Annotated in this window: 15 protein-coding genes, 3 rRNA genes and 2 pseudogenes; 12 read left to right on the forward strand and 8 right to left on the reverse strand. The window is 66.0% G+C overall.

What is annotated here, in order from left to right:
- Positions 1–10 precede the first annotated feature (10 nt).
- The 6 genes and pseudogenes from QUE44_RS14290 (at position 11) to QUE44_RS01175 (ending at position 4,139) form a co-directional block, all read left to right on the forward strand.
- Positions 11–987 (forward strand): annotated as a pseudogene (locus QUE44_RS14290) (metalloregulator ArsR/SmtB family transcription factor).
- Positions 988–1,000: 13 nt separating this feature from the next.
- Positions 1,001–1,426, forward strand: coding sequence for an arsenate reductase ArsC (locus QUE44_RS01160; RefSeq protein WP_286215424.1), 426 nt, complete (start codon positions 1,001–1,003; stop codon positions 1,424–1,426).
- 58 nt (positions 1,427–1,484) lie between these two features.
- Positions 1,485–2,381, forward strand: coding sequence for a hypothetical protein (locus QUE44_RS01165; protein ID WP_286215425.1), 897 nt, complete (start codon positions 1,485–1,487; stop codon positions 2,379–2,381).
- Positions 2,382–2,405: 24 nt separating this feature from the next.
- The gene (locus QUE44_RS13825) at positions 2,406–2,612 is read left to right on the forward strand and encodes a ribbon-helix-helix protein, CopG family (protein WP_345379560.1); all 207 of its coding nucleotides are present in this window, start codon (positions 2,406–2,408) and stop codon (positions 2,610–2,612) included.
- A gap of 6 nt (positions 2,613–2,618) precedes the next feature.
- Entirely contained in the window at positions 2,619–2,990 is a 372-nt protein-coding gene (locus tag QUE44_RS01170; RefSeq protein ID WP_286215427.1) for a type II toxin-antitoxin system death-on-curing family toxin, read from the forward strand.
- A 9-nt stretch (positions 2,991–2,999) separates the two neighbouring features.
- Positions 3,000–4,139, forward strand: coding sequence for a branched-chain amino acid aminotransferase (locus QUE44_RS01175; RefSeq protein ID WP_286215428.1), 1,140 nt, complete (start codon positions 3,000–3,002; stop codon positions 4,137–4,139).
- A gap of 25 nt (positions 4,140–4,164) precedes the next feature.
- Here QUE44_RS01175 and QUE44_RS01180 read toward each other — a convergent pair whose 3' ends face one another.
- The gene (locus QUE44_RS01180) at positions 4,165–5,133 is read right to left on the reverse strand and encodes an endolytic transglycosylase MltG (RefSeq protein WP_286215429.1); all 969 of its coding nucleotides are present in this window, start codon (positions 5,131–5,133) and stop codon (positions 4,165–4,167) included.
- Entirely contained in the window at positions 5,130–5,684 is a 555-nt protein-coding gene (locus QUE44_RS01185) for an RNA polymerase sigma factor (RefSeq protein WP_286215431.1), read from the reverse strand. Before QUE44_RS01185 ends, QUE44_RS01180 begins: the two co-directional genes overlap by 4 nt.
- A 99-nt stretch (positions 5,685–5,783) precedes the next feature.
- On the opposite strand from QUE44_RS01185, the gene QUE44_RS01190 reads away from it, so the two are divergent.
- A complete protein-coding gene (locus tag QUE44_RS01190) occupies positions 5,784–6,314 on the forward strand; it encodes a M48 family metallopeptidase (RefSeq protein ID WP_286215433.1) in 531 nt (176 codons plus the stop codon).
- A gap of 16 nt (positions 6,315–6,330) precedes the next feature.
- Here the strand turns inward: QUE44_RS01190 and QUE44_RS01195 are convergent, their stop codons facing one another.
- From QUE44_RS01195 to QUE44_RS01215, 5 genes are read right to left on the reverse strand one after another with little or no spacing between them, the layout of a single operon-like run.
- Positions 6,331–7,893, reverse strand: coding sequence for a hypothetical protein (locus QUE44_RS01195; RefSeq protein ID WP_286215435.1), 1,563 nt, complete (start codon positions 7,891–7,893; stop codon positions 6,331–6,333).
- An 8-nt stretch (positions 7,894–7,901) separates the two neighbouring features.
- A complete protein-coding gene (locus tag QUE44_RS01200) occupies positions 7,902–8,390 on the reverse strand; it encodes a sigma-70 RNA polymerase sigma factor region 4 domain-containing protein (RefSeq protein WP_286215437.1) in 489 nt (162 codons plus the stop codon).
- Between the two features lie 60 nt (positions 8,391–8,450).
- Positions 8,451–9,221: a hypothetical protein gene (locus QUE44_RS01205; protein ID WP_286215439.1), complete on the reverse strand. Its 771-nt coding sequence runs from the start codon at positions 9,219–9,221 to the stop codon at positions 8,451–8,453.
- Entirely contained in the window at positions 9,200–9,955 is a 756-nt protein-coding gene (locus QUE44_RS01210; protein ID WP_286215441.1) for a hypothetical protein, read from the reverse strand. The genes QUE44_RS01205 and QUE44_RS01210 overlap by 22 nt, the downstream gene beginning before the upstream one ends.
- A complete protein-coding gene (locus QUE44_RS01215; protein WP_286215443.1) occupies positions 9,952–10,509 on the reverse strand; it encodes an RNA polymerase sigma factor in 558 nt (185 codons plus the stop codon). The genes QUE44_RS01210 and QUE44_RS01215 overlap by 4 nt, the downstream gene beginning before the upstream one ends.
- Before the next feature lie 230 nt (positions 10,510–10,739).
- Here QUE44_RS01215 and QUE44_RS01220 point away from each other — a divergent pair.
- The 5 genes and pseudogenes from QUE44_RS01220 to rrf form a co-directional block, all read left to right on the forward strand.
- Positions 10,740–10,844 (forward strand): annotated as a pseudogene (locus QUE44_RS01220) (alpha/beta fold hydrolase); the annotation flags it as partial.
- 176 nt (positions 10,845–11,020) lie between these two features.
- Complete coding sequence (locus QUE44_RS01225; protein ID WP_286216803.1) at positions 11,021–11,449, forward strand: alpha/beta fold hydrolase; 429 nt, start codon at positions 11,021–11,023, stop codon at positions 11,447–11,449.
- 556 nt (positions 11,450–12,005) lie between these two features.
- Positions 12,006–13,527, forward strand: a 16S ribosomal RNA gene (locus QUE44_RS01230).
- 403 nt (positions 13,528–13,930) lie between these two features.
- Positions 13,931–17,030: ribosomal RNA gene (locus tag QUE44_RS01235) — 23S ribosomal RNA — on the forward strand.
- An 86-nt stretch (positions 17,031–17,116) separates the two neighbouring features.
- Positions 17,117–17,233, forward strand: a 5S ribosomal RNA gene (gene rrf, locus QUE44_RS01240).
- The 16S, 23S and 5S rRNA genes sit together here, the layout of an rRNA operon.
- A gap of 200 nt (positions 17,234–17,433) precedes the next feature.
- Here rrf and QUE44_RS01245 read toward each other — a convergent pair.
- A complete protein-coding gene (locus QUE44_RS01245) occupies positions 17,434–18,999 on the reverse strand; it encodes an IS1634 family transposase (RefSeq protein ID WP_286215445.1) in 1,566 nt (521 codons plus the stop codon).
- Positions 19,000–19,330: the final 331 nt, after the last annotated feature.

The following is a 19,330-nucleotide window of genomic DNA, read 5'->3' on the forward strand; positions in this document are numbered from 1 at the left end:
CTGCGTCTCGATGCATCTGGAGGCGCACACGATCGCGCCGGACATCGCGGGTCGCGCCGCGACGGTACTCAAGGCGGTCGCGGACCCGCTGCGGCTGCGGATGGTGGCCCTCATCGCCTCGGCACCCACGGGCGAGGCCTGCGTCTGCGACCTCACCGAGCTTGCCGAGGTCACCGGGCCGACCGTCTCTCACCACCTCAAGACCCTCAAGGACGTGGGGCTCGTCACGTCCGAGCGACGCGGGACGTGGGTCTACTACCGGGTCGCGGAGCCGTACGTCCCGACCGTCCGCGCGCTGCTCGAGACCCTGGTGCCCGCGAGCGCGACGCGCCACGTGGTCCACGAGCAGGGCGAGCTCGAGCACGTCGACCGCGCCCTCGATGCCGTGATCCGCGACCTCGCGGAGCGCTTCCCGAACTCGGTGCGCCGGCGGCCGAGAGGATCGTGCGGGATAGCTACACGTCGCTCGCGCGCCGCGCGACCATCCGCCAACACCTGGTCCCCTTGACGCGCCACTTCGCGCGCCAGCGCCTTGAGGATCTGAGGCGCGCCGCCTCGCCTGAGGGTCATCCGCCGCAGGTGCTCTTCGTGTGCGTGCAGAACGCCGGCCGTTCGCAGATCGCCGCCGCTCTTCTGCACCGCTACGCGGGTGACAAGGTCGTGGTGCGCTCCGCCGGATCCGCGCCCGCGGCCAGCGTCCACGACGCGGTGCGCCCGCACCTCGACGCGCTGGACGCCGGCGAGGCCGCCTTCCCCAAGCCCCTGACGGACGATGCCGTGCGTGCGTCCGACGTGGTCATCACCATGGGTTGTGGCGACGTCTGCCCGATCTATCCGGGCAAGCGCTACGAGGACTGGCAGGTGGGCGACCCCGCGCTGGCCTCGGAGGCCGGTGTCGCGGCGATCGTCGACGACATCGACGGTCGCGTCCGCGAACTGCTACGCCAACTCCTTCCCGATCTCTCCTTGCCCGCCACCCGACCGTAGACAGGACACCTTCATGACCGACACCACCGCCTCCACCCCCTCCGCGCTCTTCGTGTGCGTGCACAACGCGGGCCGCTCCCAGATGGCCGCGGGCTACCTGCGCCACCTCTCCGGCGGTGCCGTCGAGGTCCGCTCGGCCGGCTCGATGCCCGCGGACCAGATCAACCCCGTCGCTGTCGAGGCGATGCTCGAGGAGGGCATCGACATCCGCGCGGAGAAGCCCAAGGTGCTCACGCCCGAGGCCGTCCAGGCCTCCGACGTGGTCATCACCATGGGCTGCGGTGACGCGTGCCCGTACTACCCCGGCAAGCGCTACGAGGACTGGAAGCTCGAGGACCCCGCGGGTCAGGGCATCGAGTCCGTGCGTCCCATTCGCGACGAGATTCGCACGCGTGTGGTGGGACTGCTGGACTCGCTGGGAGTGCCGGTCGTCGCATAGGACGACTCTGCGCCTTCCGTCCTTGGTGGGGGCGCCGGCGAAGGCCTAGGGTCGTGCCATGTCTATCGACTGGTCGCTGCTGGTCCCCGGCCTGATCATCGCCGTGGTCACGGGTGCGTCCGTGGGTGGCTACCTCGACCTGTCCCGACGCGTCGAGGAGCGCCGCCACGCGCGGCGGCGCTTCACGCGCGAGGCGCCCGTCGCGGTGTCGGCGGCGCATGAGCTGCTCATTGCGGGGATCGCGAAGGACCCCACCTCCTTGGTGCCGCCCGCCGAGTTCGCCAACGCCCTGCGCGAGCAGGCTGCACGGCTGCAGGGCGGGACGCGGCGCCAGATGGCCGCGCTGCCGGCGATCGACATGGTGCGCGAGATGGATCGTGCGCTCGAGGACCTCGCGGTGCGCGGGCGTGCGCTCGACCTGCGGCTCGAACATGCGATGGCGGCGGCGCCGCAGACGCTCGAGCACAAGCTGGTGCTCAAGCTCGCGAAGCAGGCGATTCAGAAGGACCCCACGCCGGCCGACGCGATTCCGCGCATCGACAATGCCGAGGCGCATGCCGCGATGATGGGTGATCCCGCGGTGGTGGCCGACATCATCCGCTATCGCCGCGCCCAGCAGCTCCTCCACGACGCTCGCGACGCGTTCGTCGATCACTGGTGGACCGTGCGGGACCTGCGCCTGTCCGCGGAGACGCGTCTCGCCACGTCCCGACACGAAGGCGGGGAGGTCGCCGCGCCGCGGCGGCCATCGAGAGGAGGTCGCCGATGCCATGGCGGCCGACTTCCTGCGCAACTGGGCGCGCATCGACCACGGGATCTCGCTTGCCGAGGTGGCCGAGCTCCCCGCTCCGGTCGACGAGCCCGCACCCGCGGCACCCGAGACGGCGCCGCAGGGTCCCGCGGCCAAGCCGGGGCGCACCCGGCTCTAGCGCGCTCCCGACCCTCGACCGCGTGATACCGCGGTGATACCGTGGCGTGTATGGCACTCACGTTGCGTACCGACTCCGCCCTTGAGGCGGCCCTGGACCTTCTCGTCAAGGAGGAGGGGCTGTCGCGACAGGAGGTGATTCGGCGAGCAGTGCTCGAACGGGCGGAACGCGTCGATCGGGCGCGAGAGGTGCACACCTTGACACGCGAGGCATTGCACGACTGGAGCGAGACGCTCGCCCGACTCGGGTCCGCTTAGCGAATCATGACGCGGTACCTCGACCTCAACGACCTTCTCGACATCGTCGCCCTCGCCGGGATTGGTCCCGTCCGCGAGCCGGGTCTTCTCGAGTCTGCGCTGGCGAGGCCTGCGACCACAGTCTTCGGACGCGACGCCTACGTGACGCTCGAGGAGAAGGCCGCGGCCCTCCTTCACTCGCTCGTCAAGAACCATGCCTTGGTCGATGGCAACAAGCGTCTCGGTTGGCTCGCGGCGACCGTCTTCGTGGGCTTCAACGGCTATCGCGTCGAGTTGTCTCAGGACCAGGCCTTCGCACTCGTGTGGGCGGTCGCCGACGGAACGGTCAGCGAGATCGGTGAGATCGCCACGCGCCTCGTCATCGCCCGCCGGGACTAGGCTCGGCGCATGGAGACGCAGACGCCCACCCCGTTCACCGTCATCCCCAACCGCCGTCCCGCCACGGACGAGGAGCGGTGGATCGCGATGGAGGATCCCGTCTTCGGGAAGGTCTTCACCGACCACATGGCCCGCGCCACGTGGCGCGACGGGCACGGCTGGGCCGATCGACGCATCGTCCCCCTGGCCCCCCTGCCCCTGCACCCCGGTGCCGCCGTGCTGCACTACGCGCAGCAGGCCTTCGAGGGACTGAAGGCGTACCGGCACGAGGACGGCTCGGTGTGGCTGTTCCGCCCCGAGGCCAACGCCGCGAGGCTCGCGGCATCGTGTCGTCGCATGGCGCTTCCCGAGGTGAGCGAGGAGGACTTCCTCGCGGCCCTCGAGGCCCTCATCGCGGCGGACCATGCCTGGGTTCCCGGCACGCCGGGATCGAGCCTCTACCTGCGACCCCTCGTCATCGCGACCGAGGCCAGCCTGCTGGTGCAGCCTGCCGCGGAGGTCGACTTCATCGTGACGGCCTCTCCCGTGGGTGCCTACATGGCCGCCCCGGGTGGAGTATCCATCTGGGTATCCCGCGGCTACCACCGCGCGAATGCGGGTGGCACCGGCGACACTAAGACCGCGGGCAACTACGCCGCGAGCATGCTCCCGCAGGCCGAGGCCAAGGCGCATGGATGCCAACAGGTGCTGTTCCTTGATGCGCGCGAGGACACGTACGTCGAGGAACTCGGCGGCATGAACCTCGTCGCGGTGCGCGCCGACGGCAGCATCCTCACCCCGCGCCTCACCGGCACGATCCTCCCCGGTGTCACCCGTGACTCGATCCTCACGCTGCTGAGGGACGAGGGCCGCGCGGTCGAGGAGCGCGACATCGCCCTCACCGAGCTGGTCGAGGGCATCGAGTCGGGGGAGATCCTCGAGCTCTTCGCATGCGGCACCGCCGCTGTGGTCACGCCCATCGCCCGGCTCGTGTCGGACGATCTCGACGTCACGGTACGCGGGGCAGGGGAGGGAGGAAGCGTGGCCGATGCCGTGCTCGCCCGTCTCACCGACCTCCAGTATGGACGCGGCGAAGACGCCCACGGGTGGATGCGCCGGGTGCTCGACGCGCCCCCGGCGGAGGAGACCGCCGAGGGCGACGCCGAGTAGCGGCGCTGAGTTGCTTCTGGGCCGGCTACTCCGGCAGGACGTCCTCCGGAGCGAGCTGGCCCTGGTCGACCAGGAGGAGCTGGAAGTCGTGGAAGGTGTCCGCGAAGAGCAGCGCGCCGTCCGCGTTGCGGACGAAGTAGAGCTGGTCGCCCTCCGAGGGATGAGCCGCGGCGTCGACCGCTCCAAGGTCCACGGCAGCGATCGGGGTCGGCGGTAGCCCCTCGTACATGAAGGTGTTGAACGGCGAGTCGAGGGCGAAGCCGTCGTCGGTGACCGTCTGCTCGTCGGCGCCGGTGATGTAGACCAGCGGTGACTCGAGCTCGAGGCGCATGCCTGCGTCGAGACGGTTCGCGATCATGCGCGACAGCGCGGGCCACTCCTGCGCGTTGCCCGACTCCTTGACCAAGATGGACGCCACGGTCAGCGTCGCCTGCCTGTCCTCGGACGCGACGCCCATCGACTGCAGGTTCTGGAGTTGGATGTTCACCAGCAGGTGGGCGGTCTCCTCGACGGTGGCGCCGATCGGGTAGTCGCCCGGCGACACCCAGCCCTCCGGCTCGCCGCCCGCTTCAGGGGGAAGCGCGGCCACGAGCGCCTCGCGGGCACGCTCCACCGTGACACCGTGCGTCGTCGCCAGCCGGTCGATCGTGGCCTCGACGCGTTCGCCCTCCACCACGATGTCGGAGGCCGTCAAGCCGAGCGGGACAGTGCTCTCGCTGGGAGAAGCACTCGGCGAGGGCGCGGGAGTGTCCTCCGCCGGGGCGCTCGAGGCGGGGGCAAGGGTCGCCCCGAACGTCGGATCCCACAGCTTGACCCCGTACGCGCCGGCGCCCACCACGGCGACTCCCGCGATCGAGGTGACGGCCGTGCGCACCACGCGGTGGCGGCGCACGCGGCGGCGCACCGGAGTGAGGTCGAGCGCGAGAGAGGTGCCCGCGAAGTCGCGGGCCCCGGCGTCGCGCAGGGCGGCAAGGGTGTCGTGTGCCGAACTCATCGTGAACCTCCTGAGTGGGTGTGGACGCCGACCGTCTCGACCTCCGTGAATTCGACTCCCGGCGCGGCGGCACGCAGGCGTGCGACCCCATCCGAGAGGTACCTCTTGACCGTGCCCTCCGCGAGACCGAGCGTGGACGCCACGTGAGCGACCGGCAGGTCCTCGAGGTAGCGCAGCACGACGCACGCCCGCTCGCGCGGCGCCAGACTCAGCAGGGCCGCCCGCAGGTCCACGGCATCGTCCACGCGGCCCGACGGGTCGGGGGAGACGGCCACTCCGGGCCGGTCGAGGATGTCGACGCCGTCCCTCTTGGGCCGCGCGGCCTCGCGGCGCCCGCTGTCGATGAAGGCGGTGGTGATCGCACGCTTGACGTAGGCGTGAGCGGAGTCGAGCGAGCCCAGTGCCCTGCCGCTGCGGAAGGTGCGCACGAGCGCGTCCTGCAGGAGATCCTCGGCGCGATCCTTGTCTCCGGTGAGCACGTAGGCGTAGCCGAACAGGGCGGGGCCGCGCTCGCGGACCAGCGTGTCGAGCAGTCGGGACCAGGCGCTCATGCGCTGCAACTCCGTTTCATGCCGGGTAGTACGCAGCCGGCGTCTCCAGGGTTGGGGATAACGACGAAGAGTGTCGGAGGCCGCGCCTACAGTGGTCGCATGTCAGGCCCGGTTCCTCCGTACACGCTCACGCGCAAGCGTATGAAGAACGTGCGCATGGTCGTTCAGCCGGGGACGGGGGAGGTGCGGGTGAGCGCGCCGCTGCGCATGGCGACGGCGGACATCGATGCGTGGGTGAGGTCCAAGGCCGCGTGGATCGAGGCGCGCAGGGCCGATGCCGTGGCGAGGCCGGCGCCGCTGTCGCCCGGCGCGGAGGCGGAGGCGCTGAAGAGGGAGTTGCGGCCCCTCATCGATGAGCTGGTCCGCGAGTGGGTGCCACGCATGGGGGTGCCGACTCCGACCTGGCGATTGCGCGTCATGCACACGCGATGGGGGAGCTGCAATCGGCTGCGCCGCTCGATCACCTTCAGCGTCGAGCTCGCCCGCAAGGACCTGCACCTCGTGGAGTACGTCGTGGTGCACGAGCTCGCCCATCTCCTCGTGAGCAACCACGGACCGGACTTCCAGTCCGTGATGGACACGTTCCTGCCGCCGTGGCGCGAACATCGCGCGGAACTCAACGGGTCTTAGCCGTCGACTGCGGCGCTCACGGGTACCTCAAGGACGAGCACCTGGGTCGGTGTACCGAGCAGGGGAGTTCGATGAGCGCCGTGGCGGCGCCGTCGCCATTGAGGGACTCCACGAGCTCGTCGACGTCGACCACGTCAGTCGACGTCAGCATGCCGGGGAAGAGGGTCGACTCGGCGCCAAACATGGAGCCGGGCTCCATTCCGAATCGCCAGGCCTGGCTCGACAACATCACCGCGCGTCTGCCGTCTGCCATCCATGCGCTGGACTCCGTCACCACCGTGTCGCCCAGCCGTGACAAGACGTCGCCATCCGGACGCGGGCTCGCTGGCGCTGCCTCCACGAGCAGGGAGAAGTTCTCGGTGAGCACGGTCCACGTGGACCGATTTTCGACAGTCCACACGAGCCGCTGGGACGTGGCGTCGGGAGTCGCGAGTTCGTCGCCGACCACGTCGAGGCCCCCGCCATCCACGAAGATCGGGCCAGGCACCCACAGGGGAGTGCAGGAGGACTCTTCTGCCGAGTATGAGGAGAACTCGCCCGCGATGGCGAGGGTGCGGCCCTCGACGAGCGCATCCGAGATCTCGCACAGCAGCGCCGCCTGCGCATCCGCCCGGGGCTCCTCCCCGAGCCGTCGCGGCACGCCCATCGAGGCGAGCGTGTCGCCGGCCGTGCCCGGGTCGACAGTGACGAGCTGGCTCTCGACCTCCAGGAGGATCATGCTGCCGGCAGGTGCCCCGAGCGGGACCACCGGAATCTGCACGGAGAGGGTGGGCATGGTGAATCGTGTCGCGGCGTCGATGACGCGCGACACAGGGTCGTCCCGCTCGGTGATGAATGTCGCCTCGCCGCTCGCGTACTCGCCGGGCTGGAGGATCCACGAGTCGTCGAGCGAGGAATCCGACGTGGCAGCGCCACGAGTCAGCACGGTGCTGCGGTGGTGATCGTCCTGCCACAACGAGCTCGCCACCTGGGTCAATCCGGACTGCGATCCCGAGGTCGCGACCGAGCCCGGGTCCGCGACCAGTGACGCCACGGCTCCCGCGGGATCGAGCTGGAGGGGGATGCTTCCCGCGTTGCGCACCACCCACATGACCCGGACCTGTGAGGCATCCCCGACGACGTAGGTGGTCGCGGTGGTCGCCTCCGGCTCCAACCGGAGGAGCATGTCTTCACCCACCCACACGGCGTCACAGGGGGTCCCCGCGGTCGCTCCCGGTCTCGCCGACTCCGGAGGGACGTCGTCGAGGTTGCACACGAGCCCGGCCTGGCGCGGGCCCTCGGGCTCGACGCCGCGCGTGCGCGGCTCCGACATCGCCATGAGGTCTTCGGCGTGAAGGACGGCAGGGAGGGGATCCGCCGTCTCGCTCGGGGTGGGGGTTGCTGCCGCCGCAGGAACGACCGGCGGCGCGGCCCACGTCCCGACCGCGACCGCGGCGATCGCCAGCAGCGCGACGCTCCCGCCCGCCCACCACGAGGCACGCCTGCGGCGCGCGGCCGCGATCCTGGACCGTGCCCTCACCACCACGTCGGGCGAGAGCGGCTCTGCGGGGTCCGCCCCACGCGTCAGCGCATCAACCACGCCGCGGCTCACCGTGCGTCCCCCACGCTCGTGTCCTCGTGTGCGATCGAGCCGCCGTGGAGCGCGTCTTCCACCGAGAGCTCCCACGCCATCTCGCTCCCGTCGAGCCGCGCGATCGCGGACGTGAGCGCGTCCCGCACGCCGTCCTCGCGCAGGCCCGCCTCGCGGGCGATGACGGGAACCGCCCAGCCGTCGACGTAACGCATCGCGAGGACCGCCCGCTCGCGCGGTGTGAGGACCGCGAAGGGGTCGTCGGGGTCGGTCGGCGCGTCGCCGGGCACCCGGCGGACCGCGGCGTGACGCAACGCGGCACTCATGGCGACCCGCGCATCGTCCATCGTGGCCGGAGGAGCCTGCCGTGAGAACACCGCGACCAGCGCGGCCTCGACCACGGCCTCGGCGGCGGAGTCATCGCCTGTGAGAGTGCGCGCGTCCCTGAGGAGCTCGTGCCCCCAGTCGCGCGACAGCTCCTCGAGCGCCCTTACCCACGCCTTCACGCCGCCCCCTCTGCCGTACCCCTCATCGTGCCATCGAACAGGCGGGACGGGCATCCGGAGTCACGCGTCCCACGGCACCTCGAGCAGAAGCTCGCTCGAGCCCGGGACCTCCGCGGCATCGTCCTCCCGCGCGATCCTCACCTGGAGCCCGAATCGCGGATCGACGGCGCCTTCAGTGACATCCCAGTCGAAGATGGCCTCCCCGGCGAACAGCTGCCACGGCTCGACCGTCTCGAGAGCGGAGGTGCTCCTCATCACGCCCGACCTGTGTTCCTCGTCGAGCCACAGCGTCTGTGCGGTCACCGTGCCGAGCGTGCTCGACTCGGCAATCTCGTTGTCGGGTGGCGCAATGGTGGGATGCGTCTCGACCGTCACCATCGCGCCACCGGTGTCGAGCCGCAAAGGCTCGCCGGCGGTGTTTTGCGCCGTCCATGTCACGGTGAGCTGGCCCGTGGAGGCGTCGTAGGAGGTGGAGAACTCAGTGAGGGTGACGAGCGGCGTCTCGGTCAGCAGCCAGCGCGCATCGCATTCGACCCACGCCAGCTCGTCCTCCACGCCCGCGATACGGGGATTTCCGCCGAGCGGCACCGCGCAGTCAAGCGCGGCCTGAGTGCCGCCGCGCACACCGTCGCGCACGCGCGGCTCGGAGGCCGCAGCGAACTCCTCGGCGGTGCGCGCGAGCGTTCCCCGGTGGATGATCTCGACCGCGTCCGACTCGACGTGGAGGAACACTTCGGAGGTGGACGGCTCTCCCGCGGGCGCCACGCGCAGCTGCACGGCGATCGAGGGCGTGAGCTCACCCGCCACGATCATCGCGACGGCGTCCGGCACCCCCTCGACCTGCTGTCCCGTGGGATGTACTCGGCGCCGCTGAGCGTGTCGCCGGGAGCCAGCGTGAGCGGCGCCGAGCCGGACTCGAGCACCACGCCCAGGGTGTTGTCCGGGTGTCGTACCGGCGGACCCACGTAGATGTTGCCGGACACCCACGGCGTCAGCTCGACGTCCTCTGACACGACCATCACCGCCACCGCGCTTCCCGCGGGATCGAGGCGCAGCGGTTGATCGGACGCGTTGCGGACCTCCCACTCGACCATCACACCGTTGCCGTCGCTCGCGAGGGACGTCGTGGTCATCTCCACCAGTGGTGCGTCTCCAGCGAAGGCGCGGCCACAGTCCATGGCCAGGGTCATGAACGCGGCCTGTGCCTGCGCGCTCCACGGGTTGTCGCGCGGGTCGACCACGCAGTGCGCAATCTCCTGTCCCGGTCCGGTCGACTCGGGGCCCACGGCTGCCCGTGACAAGGCAAGCACGTCCTCGGCCATGAGCGCGTCGCCGCGCGTCCCCGCAGGCGCGAGGGGCGATTCACCGCCGGCCAGCATCGTCGCACCCACGACGCCGGCGGCTACCACCAGTGCCGCCGCACCCGCGGCGCCCGCGGCGCGGAGGCGGCGAGTCCGCCGCACCCGCGCGCGCGCGGGCTCGACCACCGCACTGGCGCGATCGTCGAAGAGCGCACCCCCGGCATCGGCCTGTCTCCCCAGCGACTCCATGAGTTCCCGGCTCATCGCGTGCCTCCCGTCGTCAGAATGAAAACGTGGTCGTGTCCGCCCTCGACGGCGTCCGTCGCGTCCAGGCCAAAGTCGCCGTGTGTGCGGCGCAGCGTCTCGACCGCGGAGGCGAGGTAGCCGCGCACGGTCGCCGCAGAGATTCCTAGCTCGTTCCCGATCGCCGGCGACGAGAGGCCGTCGACGTACCGCATGACGAGGCACGCGCGCTGCCGAGGAGGCAGCGACAGGACGGCGTCGTGGAGAGCGTCGCGGGTGACCGATGCGGTGGCAGGGTCGGGCACGACCCGGTCGGCGTCGCGGTGGTCGCGTCGGGGGCGGGCCTCGGCGCGTCGGTGAGCGTCGATGAACGCGGTCTGCATGGCCCGCTTCACGTACGCATGTGCGGCGTCGACGTCCTCGGGACCGCGCCCGGACCTGAAGGAGCGCACGAGGGCGTCCTGGAGGAGGTCATCGGCGGCGTGGGCGTCACCGGTCAGTACGAAGGCGTATCCGTACAGCGCCCTGCCTCGCTCGCGCACCAGCGCATCGAGCGTGTGTGACCACCGGCTCACCGTGCCCCCTTGTATCGCGGATCATCCTTCCACCGCCCAAGACGCAGCGGGCGGCTCAACCGTGGGGTGGGAGTCCCGCCGGATAGTCTCGGCTCATGTCGCGAACCGGAGAGATCACGCGCCCCGACGGTCGGACCGTGCGGTGGTACGAGGACGGACCTCGCGACGCGGGACTGGTGCTGTTCTGGAATCACGGCACGCCCAATATCGGCCAACCTCCCGGGCCCCTGATGAAGCCCGCGACGGACCGTGGGATCCGCTGGGTCTCTCTTGATCGCCCCGGCTACGGCGGATCCACGCGGCGCGAGGGCCGGACGGTGGCCGACGTGGTTGAGGACGTCGAAGCCGTCGCCGACGCACTCGGTCTGGACACCTTTGCGGTGGCGGGGCACTCGGGGGTGGGCCGCACGCGCTCGCGTGCGCCGCGCTCCTCGGTGAGCGCGTCACGGCATGCGCGGCGATCGCGGGACTCGCTCCCTTCGATGCGCACGACCTCGACTGGTTCGGAGGCATGGCCGCAGGCGGGCGCGCGGAACTGGAGGCGGCCGCCGCAGGGCCGGCGGCATTGGTCCTCCAGCTCGAGCAGGAGTGGGATCCCGAGGGATTCACGCCGGAGGACCATGCGGCACTGGCCGGTCCGTGGCAGTGGTTCGACGGGGTGGTGAAAGCCGCGCTTGAGCACGGGCCCGACGGAATGGTCGACGATGACCTCGCCTATGTGCGCGAGTGGGGCTTCGATGCGGCCGATGCCGGGCGGACGCCGGTGCTCATTGCCCATGGAGGGAAGGACCGGGTGGTCCCGTACACGCACGGGGAGTGGCTCGGGCGCAGCGTTCCCGGCGCCGACGTCCGGGTGTTCCCGGAGGACGGACACATCTCGGTCCTCACGCGCGCCGAGGCCCTCCTGGACTGGTTGGTGGGGGCCTCGCGGGGCGTATAGGAGGCGCCGCCACGGCCCATCCGGGACGGTACCTGCGATCTTGAGCCCACCCACCAGGAGTGACCAAGTTATCGGCAGAAACTGCCCGATCCGGTTGGACAACGGCTCGGAACCTGTGTAAGTTATTCCAGGTCGCCGCGACGGGGTCCAGATGGAAACCGGCGCGAGACCACCCTCCACGCCCACCGATGAGCGTTCGCTGAAGCGGACAAACAGGTGTAGTGTGGAGGCTCTCCGAAACCGAGACACGCCGATGAGGCGAGTTGACAAGAGGTTGACGAGAGAGTAAGTTAGAAGGGTTGCCCCGAGCGAGGTCCTGAAAAGGATTGAGGCGGTGCGCGTCCGAAACTTGAGAACTCAACAGTGTGCCACATGTCGATGCCAAATTACTCCGGCATCAGCCTCTTGTAAGGGGGTTGGTGTTTGGATTCCTTTGGTTGAAAATGAAATGTCAGTGACATTTTGTTCGATGTCAGAGATTAACTAGTCTCCACGTGAGTGGGGATGTACTTCGTATTGATGTATCCCGGCCGTTTGGTTGGGTGTACAGCAATCATTTACGGAGAGTTTGATCCTGGCTCAGGACGAACGCTGGCGGCGTGCTTAACACATGCAAGTCGAACGGTGACCTCGGAGCTTGCTTCGGGTGATCAGTGGCGAACGGGTGAGTAACACGTGAGTAACCTGCCCCAGACTCTGGGATAACCTCGGGAAACCGGGGCTAATACCGGATATGCAGCGTTCCCGCATGGGATGCGTTGGGAAAGTTTTTCGGTCTGGGATGGACTCGCGGCCTATCAGCTTGTTGGTGAGGTAGTGGCTCACCAAGGCGACGACGGGTAGCCGGCCTGAGAGGGCGACCGGCCACACTGGAACTGAGACACGGTCCAGACTCCTACGGGAGGCAGCAGTGGGGAATATTGCACAATGGGCGCAAGCCTGATGCAGCGACGCCGCGTGGGGGATGAAGGCCTTCGGGTTGTAAACCCCTTTCAGCAGGGAAGAAGCGAAAGTGACGGTACCTGCAGAAGAAGCGCCGGCTAACTACGTGCCAGCAGCCGCGGTAATACGTAGGGCGCAAGCGTTGTCCGGAATTATTGGGCGTAAAGAGCTCGTAGGCGGTTTGTCGCGTCTGCTGTGAAAACCCGAGGCTCAACCTCGGGCCTGCAGTGGGTACGGGCAGACTAGAGTGTGGTAGGGGAGACTGGAATTCCTGGTGTAGCGGTGGAATGCGCAGATATCAGGAGGAACACCGATGGCGAAGGCAGGTCTCTGGGCCACAACTGACGCTGAGGAGCGAAAGCGTGGGGAGCGAACAGGATTAGATACCCTGGTAGTCCACGCCGTAAACGGTGGGCACTAGATGTGGGGCTCATTCCATGAGTTCCGCGTCGCAGCTAACGCATTAAGTGCCCCGCCTGGGGAGTACGGCCGCAAGGCTAAAACTCAAAGGAATTGACGGGGGCCCGCACAAGCGGCGGAGCATGCGGATTAATTCGATGCAACGCGAAGAACCTTACCAAGGCTTGACATATACCCTCTACCCCCAGAGATGGGGGTGCTTCGGCGGGGTATACAGGTGGTGCATGGTTGTCGTCAGCTCGTGTCGTGAGATGTTGGGTTAAGTCCCGCAACGAGCGCAACCCTCGTCCTATGTTGCCAGCACGTAATGGTGGGGACTCATAGGAGACTGCCGGGGTCAACTCGGAGGAAGGTGGGGATGACGTCAAATCATCATGCCCCTTATGTCTTGGGCTTCACGCATGCTACAATGGCCGGTACAAAGGGCTGCAATACCGTAAGGTGGAGCGAATCCCAAAAAGCCGGTCTCAGTTCGGATTGAGGTCTGCAACTCGACCTCATGAAGTCGGAGTCGCTAGTAATCGCAGATCAGCAACGCTGCGGTGAATACGTTCCCGGGCCTTGTACACACCGCCCGTCAAGTCACGAAAGTCGGTAACACCCGAAGCCAGTGGCCTAACCCGTATGGGAAGGAGCTGTCTAAGGTGGGATTGGCGATTGGGACTAAGTCGTAACAAGGTAGCCGTACCGGAAGGTGCGGCTGGATCACCTCCTTTCTAAGGAGCACCTGACGTCCACACTGTGGTGTGGGGGTCCAGGACCCATGCTCAGACCGTTCGTGTCTGGGGTGGGGCTCATGGATGGAACATCGATGTGGCCTGTCACTGACCTTGAGTCGTGACGCTAGTACGCCTGTCTCCTTGCGAGACGGGTGGGAACGTGTGACGCAAAGAGGTGGGGGATGGGCATGGCGCACTGTTGGGTCCTGAAGGGTCGGGCGTAAAGCTCCCTTTCAGGCCACCACACACTCCTGTGACTTCGGTTGTGGGGGTTCGGGTGGCTGTCGGACTATCGGATGCTATCGAACCGCTTGGCTGAGGCTGGGTAGGCGTGGTGTGAGGGTAGGCCCGGTCGTTGTTTGAGAACTGCACAGTGGACGCGAGCATCTTTGATATCTGTGGTCAAGTTTTTAAGAGCACATGGTGGATGCCTTGGCAGTAGGAGCCGAAGAAGGACGTTGTAGCCTGCGAAAAGCCTCGGGGAGCTGGCAAACAAGCTTTGATCCGAGGATGTCCGAATGGGGAAACCCCGCTGGAGTCATGTCCAGTGACCCACGCCTGAACACATAGGGCGTGTGGAGGGAACGTCGGGAAGTGAAACATCTCAGTACCGACAGGAAGAGATATTCCGTGAGTAGTGGCGAGCGAAAGCGGAACAGGCCAAACCGTATGCGTGTGATAGCCGGCAGGCGTTGCGTATGCGGGGTTGTGGGACCTTTCTGATCATTCTGCCGAATGGTCGAGGAGTCAGAAATCCGCGTGATAGTCGAAGGGCATTGAAAGGCCCGGCGTAGAGGGTGCAACCCCCGTAGACGAAATTGCGCGGACTCCTGAAGGGGATCCCAAGTAGCACGGGGCACGAGAAATCCCGTGTGAATCCGCAGAGACCACTCTGTAAGCCTAAATACTACCTACTGACCGATAGCGAATCAGTACCGTGAGGGAAGGGTGAAAAGTACCCCGAGAGGGGAGTGAAATAGTACCTGAAACCGTGTGCTTACAATCCGTCGGAGCCTCCATAGCAGGGGTGACGGCGTGCCTTTTGAAGAATGAGCCTGCGAGTTAGTGCTCAGTGGCAAGGTTAACCCGTGTGGGGCAGCCGTAGCGAAAGCGAGTCCGAATAGGGCGTTTGAGTCGCTGGGTCTAGACCCGAAGCGAAGTGATCTATCCATGGCCAGGCTGAAGCGCGGGTAAGACCGCGTGGAGGGCCGAACCCACTTGGGTTGAAAACCGAGGGGATGAGCTGTGGATAGGGGTGAAAGGCCAATCAAACTTCGTGATAGCTGGTTCTCCCCGAAATGCATTTAGGTGCAGCGTTGCGTGTTTCTTGCCGGAGGTAGAGCTACTGGATGGCCGATGGGCCCCACCAGGTTACTGACGTCAGCCAAACTCCGAATGCCGGTAAGTGAGAGCGCAGCAGTGAGACTGCGGGGGATAAGCTTCGTAGTCGAGAGGGAAACAGCCCAGAACACCAACTAAGGCCCCTAAGCGTGTGCTAAGTGGGAAAGGATGTGGAGTTGCATAGACAACCAGGAGGTTGGCTTAGAAGCAGCCACCCTTGAAAGAGTGCGTAATAGCTCACTGGTCAAGTGATTCCGCGCCGACAATGTAGCGGGGCTCAAGTACACCGCCGAAGTTGTGTCATTCACATTTATGCTAGGCCTTCGTGGTCCAGGCGTGTGGATGGGTAGGGGAGCGTCGTGTGGCGGGTGAAGCTGCGGAGTGATCCAGCAGTGGACGCTACACGAGTGAGAATGCAGGCATGAGTAGCGAAAGACGGGTGAGAAACCCGTCCGCCGAATGACCAAGGGTTCCAGGGCCAGGTTAATCCGCCCTGGGTAAGTCGGGACCTAAGGCGAGGCCGACAGGCGTAGTCGATGGACAACGGGTTGATATTCCCGTACCGGCGAAGAACCGCCCATGACGAGGCGGACGATGCTAAGTGCCCAAAGCCGGCGAACCCTTCGGGGCAAGTACGGTGGCGCGCACGAACCAGATCCGTAGTAGTCAAGCGTATTAACAGGGGTGACGCAGGAAGGTAGCCGAGCGTGGCGATGGTAGTCCACGTCTAAGGGTGTAGGGCGAGCTGTAGGCAAATCCGCAGCTCACATAGCCTGAGACCTGATGGTAACCACGTATGTGGGAAATCGGTGATCCTATGCTGCCAAGAAAAACCTCGGCGCGAGGTTCTAGCCGCCCGTACCCCAAACCGACTCAGGTGGTCAGGTAGAGAATACTAAGGCGATCGAGTGAATCGTGGTTAAGGAACTCGGCAAAATGCCCCCGTAACTTCGGGAGAAGGGGGCCTGAGGCGTGAAGGCACTTGCTGCTGGAGCGTTTGAAGGCCGCAGAGACCAGGGAGAAGCGACTGTTTACTAAAAACACAGGTCCGTGCGAAGTCGCAAGACGATGTATACGGACTGACGCCTGCCCGGTGCTGGAAGGTTAAGAGGAGGGGTCAGCCGCAAGGCGAAGCTCCGAATTTAAGCCCCAGTAAACGGCGGTGGTAACTATAACCATCCTAAGGTAGCGAAATTCCTTGTCGGGTAAGTTCCGACCTGCACGAATGGCGTAACGACTTCTCCGCTGTCTCAACCGCGAACTCGGCGAAATTGCACTACGAGTAAAGATGCTCGTTACGCGCAGCAGGACGGAAAGACCCCGGGACCTTTACTATAGCTTGGTATTGGTATTCGGTGTGGTTTGTGTAGGATAGGTGGGAGACTATGAAGCTGGAACGCCAGTTTCGGTGGAGTCATTGTTGAAATACCACTCTGATCACTCTGGATATCTAACCTCGGTCCGTAATCCGGATCAGGGACAGTGCCTGGTGGGTAGTTTAACTGGGGCGGTTGCCTCCCAAAGAGTAACGGAGGCGCCCAAAGGTTCCCTCAGCCTGGTTGGCAATCAGGTGGCGAGTGCAAGTGTACAAGGGAGCTTGACTGTGAGACTGACAGGTCGAGCAGGGACGAAAGTCGGGACTAGTGACCCGCCGGTGGCATGTGGAAGCGCCGGCGCTCAACGGATAAAAGGTACCCCGGGGATAACAGGCTGATCCTGCCCAAGAGTCCATATCGACGGCATGGTTTGGCACCTCGATGTCGGCTCGTCGCATCCTGGGGCTGGAGTTGGTCCCAAGGGTTGGGCTGTTCGCCCATTAAAGCGGTACGCGAGCTGGGTTTAGAACGTCGTGAGACAGTTCGGTCCCTATCCGCTGCGCGCGCAGGAAACTTGAGAAAGGCTGCCCCTAGTACGAGAGGACCGGGGTGGACCAACCTCTGGTGTGCCAGTTGTTCCGCCAGGAGCACGGCTGGTTGGCTACGTTGGGAAGGGATAACCGCTGAAAGCATCTAAGCGGGAAGCCTGTTTCAAGATGAGGTTTCCATGGAACTTGTTCCGAGAGGCCCCCTATAGACCATGGGGTTGATAGGCCGGACGTGGAAGAGAGGACTAACGACTCTTGAAGCTGACCGGTACTAATAGGCCGATAACTTGACACACACTCAAGATTTTATAAGTAATGCTACGCGTCCACTGTGCGGTTCCCGAGTAACGAACGGGAAACCATTCAACAACTCCATAAAGTTGCCGCAGCCATAGCGGGAGGGAAACGCCCGGCTCCATTCCGAACCCGGAAGCTAAGCCTCCCAGCGCCGATGGTACTGCACCCGCCAGGGTGTGGGAGAGTAGGTCGCTGCGGCACATACCTTCGAAAGACCCCCACCCCGTGGGGGTCTTTCGCATACCCCCACACCACCCAAACATCACCCGCGCACCAGCCCCGCATCCACAAGTCACACACCTCACGACAGGTAACCCGCAACCACGCACGGATCACGCCACACCCGGCACCACATGTGTGACATCCGCACGGTCCAGCCTGACTCGTGCCACCGGGGTGTGTCAGTCCAGGGTGATGTCGAGGGCGTCGAGGATGGCTTGGGCGGGCTTGGTGATGGGGTCGCGGGCGACGTGGTCGTGGCCGGCGATGCGGACGGTGATCTGCTGAATGGGTTTCAGCGCGTGGAGGATCTTGCGCACCGTCAGCCCGGTCGTGGTGTGTAGGTAGCGGCTGATCGCGAGGGATGCGAACACGATCGTGAGGTGCGCTTCGATCGCGTCGCGCGTGTGGTGGAACATCGGCCGGGCGCGTAGGTCGGTCTTGGACATCCGGAATGACTGCTCGACGTGCCATAGGTCGTGATAGCTGGACATGACCTCGGCCGCGGGCATCAACGTCGCAGGGATGTTCGTGACGTAGCCCTTGAGCCCGACCAGGCGTCGCGCGCGCGCCAGCGACGCCTCGTCGATCTTGCGGGAGCCGCTCACGGTCTTCACGAAGCGTGGCGTGCGGGCGGCCTTGTCGCCGGCGACGACGTCCCGTGCACGCTCCTCCTGCAAGGTCAGGGTGCGGTTGTCGCGCACGGCACGCTTGCCGGAGTACGCCCACACCGCCCGCCACGAACTGTCATGCTCGGACTTCCAGATCGGTTCAGCCTTGACCATCGGATCCGACGCGCCAGCCCTGGTGCGTCCGTGGCGAGGCGTGATGGTGTCGATGACCTGCCCGTCGCGAAACGCGTCGCCATGCCAACGGAAGTGCGACTCGAGATCGACCGGCGCCTTGGTCGTGCGGGACCCGACGATGAAATGCAGTCCCGCGTCATCGAGCTCGCGCAAGTTGGTCGCGGACAGCATGCCGGCGTCGGCGACAACCACGAACCCTTCGAGGGAGTGGCGTTGACGGAACTGGTCCACGATCGGAATCAGGGTCAGCGTCTCGGCCTTGTTGCCCTCGAAGCAGCCGATCTCAAGCGGGAAGCCGTTCCTGTCGACGAGGAGCCCGACGACGACCTGCGGGTCGACCCGCCGTTCCTTCGAGTAGCCCACCTTCCGCAGCGAGTCCTCATCCTCGGCTTCGAAGTACAACGTCGTGACGTCATACAGGCACAAGCTGATGTCACCCACGGACGCGGCGTGGGCGAAGCACGCGTCGGCGAGGAGGGACCGGTAGTCACGCTCCCCAGCGCGTTCCAGGGAGCGGAACATGGTCCGCAGCGACGCATGAGCGATCCCGAGCTCGCGCAAAACGCGCAGCGAGTCGGCCTTCGACGTCGGCTCGATCAGCCGCGCCAGCACGAGCTGCTCAAACGCGTCGTCATCGACGACATCGAAGCCCAGATCCGTGTACGCGGCCTGAAGTACCTGCCACAACACCGCGTTCGACTTCGACGTGATGTCCACCGTCGTCGGCTCACCTTCCACGGTCCGCGGCGCGACGCCGTCGAGCGTGAGCTCCCCTTGGCCGGGGTAGAGCTTGCCGCGCGCGACCTCCATCAGCGCCGCGAGTTCGGCATCATCATGGGCCGTGCCGACGTGCTCGAGCACCACATCACGGCCAGCGCGACGCTCCGCGATCTGGACCTTCACCGCCCCCGACCGGCCCGGGGACTTGCGCACGAACACCACATCCCCGACCGTACCGCCAAGCGGGGTGTGTCAATCACGAACCCCGAAACTCAACTACCAGGGCGAATGCTCGCGCAAACCACCGATCAGCAGAAAGTGGCACGAGTCAGGACATACCTTCGAAAGACCCCCACACCGTGGGGGTCTTTCGCATACCCCCACACCACCCAAACATCACCCGCGCACCAGCCCCGCATCCACAAGTCACACACCTCACGACAGGTAACCCGCAACCACGCACGGATCACGCCACACCCGGCACCACATGTGTGACATCCGCACGGTCCAGGGATGCTGGACGGCTTCCAGGATGCCGGACGGTCGCGGGCTC

This window comes from Demequina sediminis (genome assembly GCF_030296675.1).
GTDB classification, from domain to species: domain Bacteria; phylum Actinomycetota; class Actinomycetes; order Actinomycetales; family Demequinaceae; genus Demequina; species Demequina sediminis.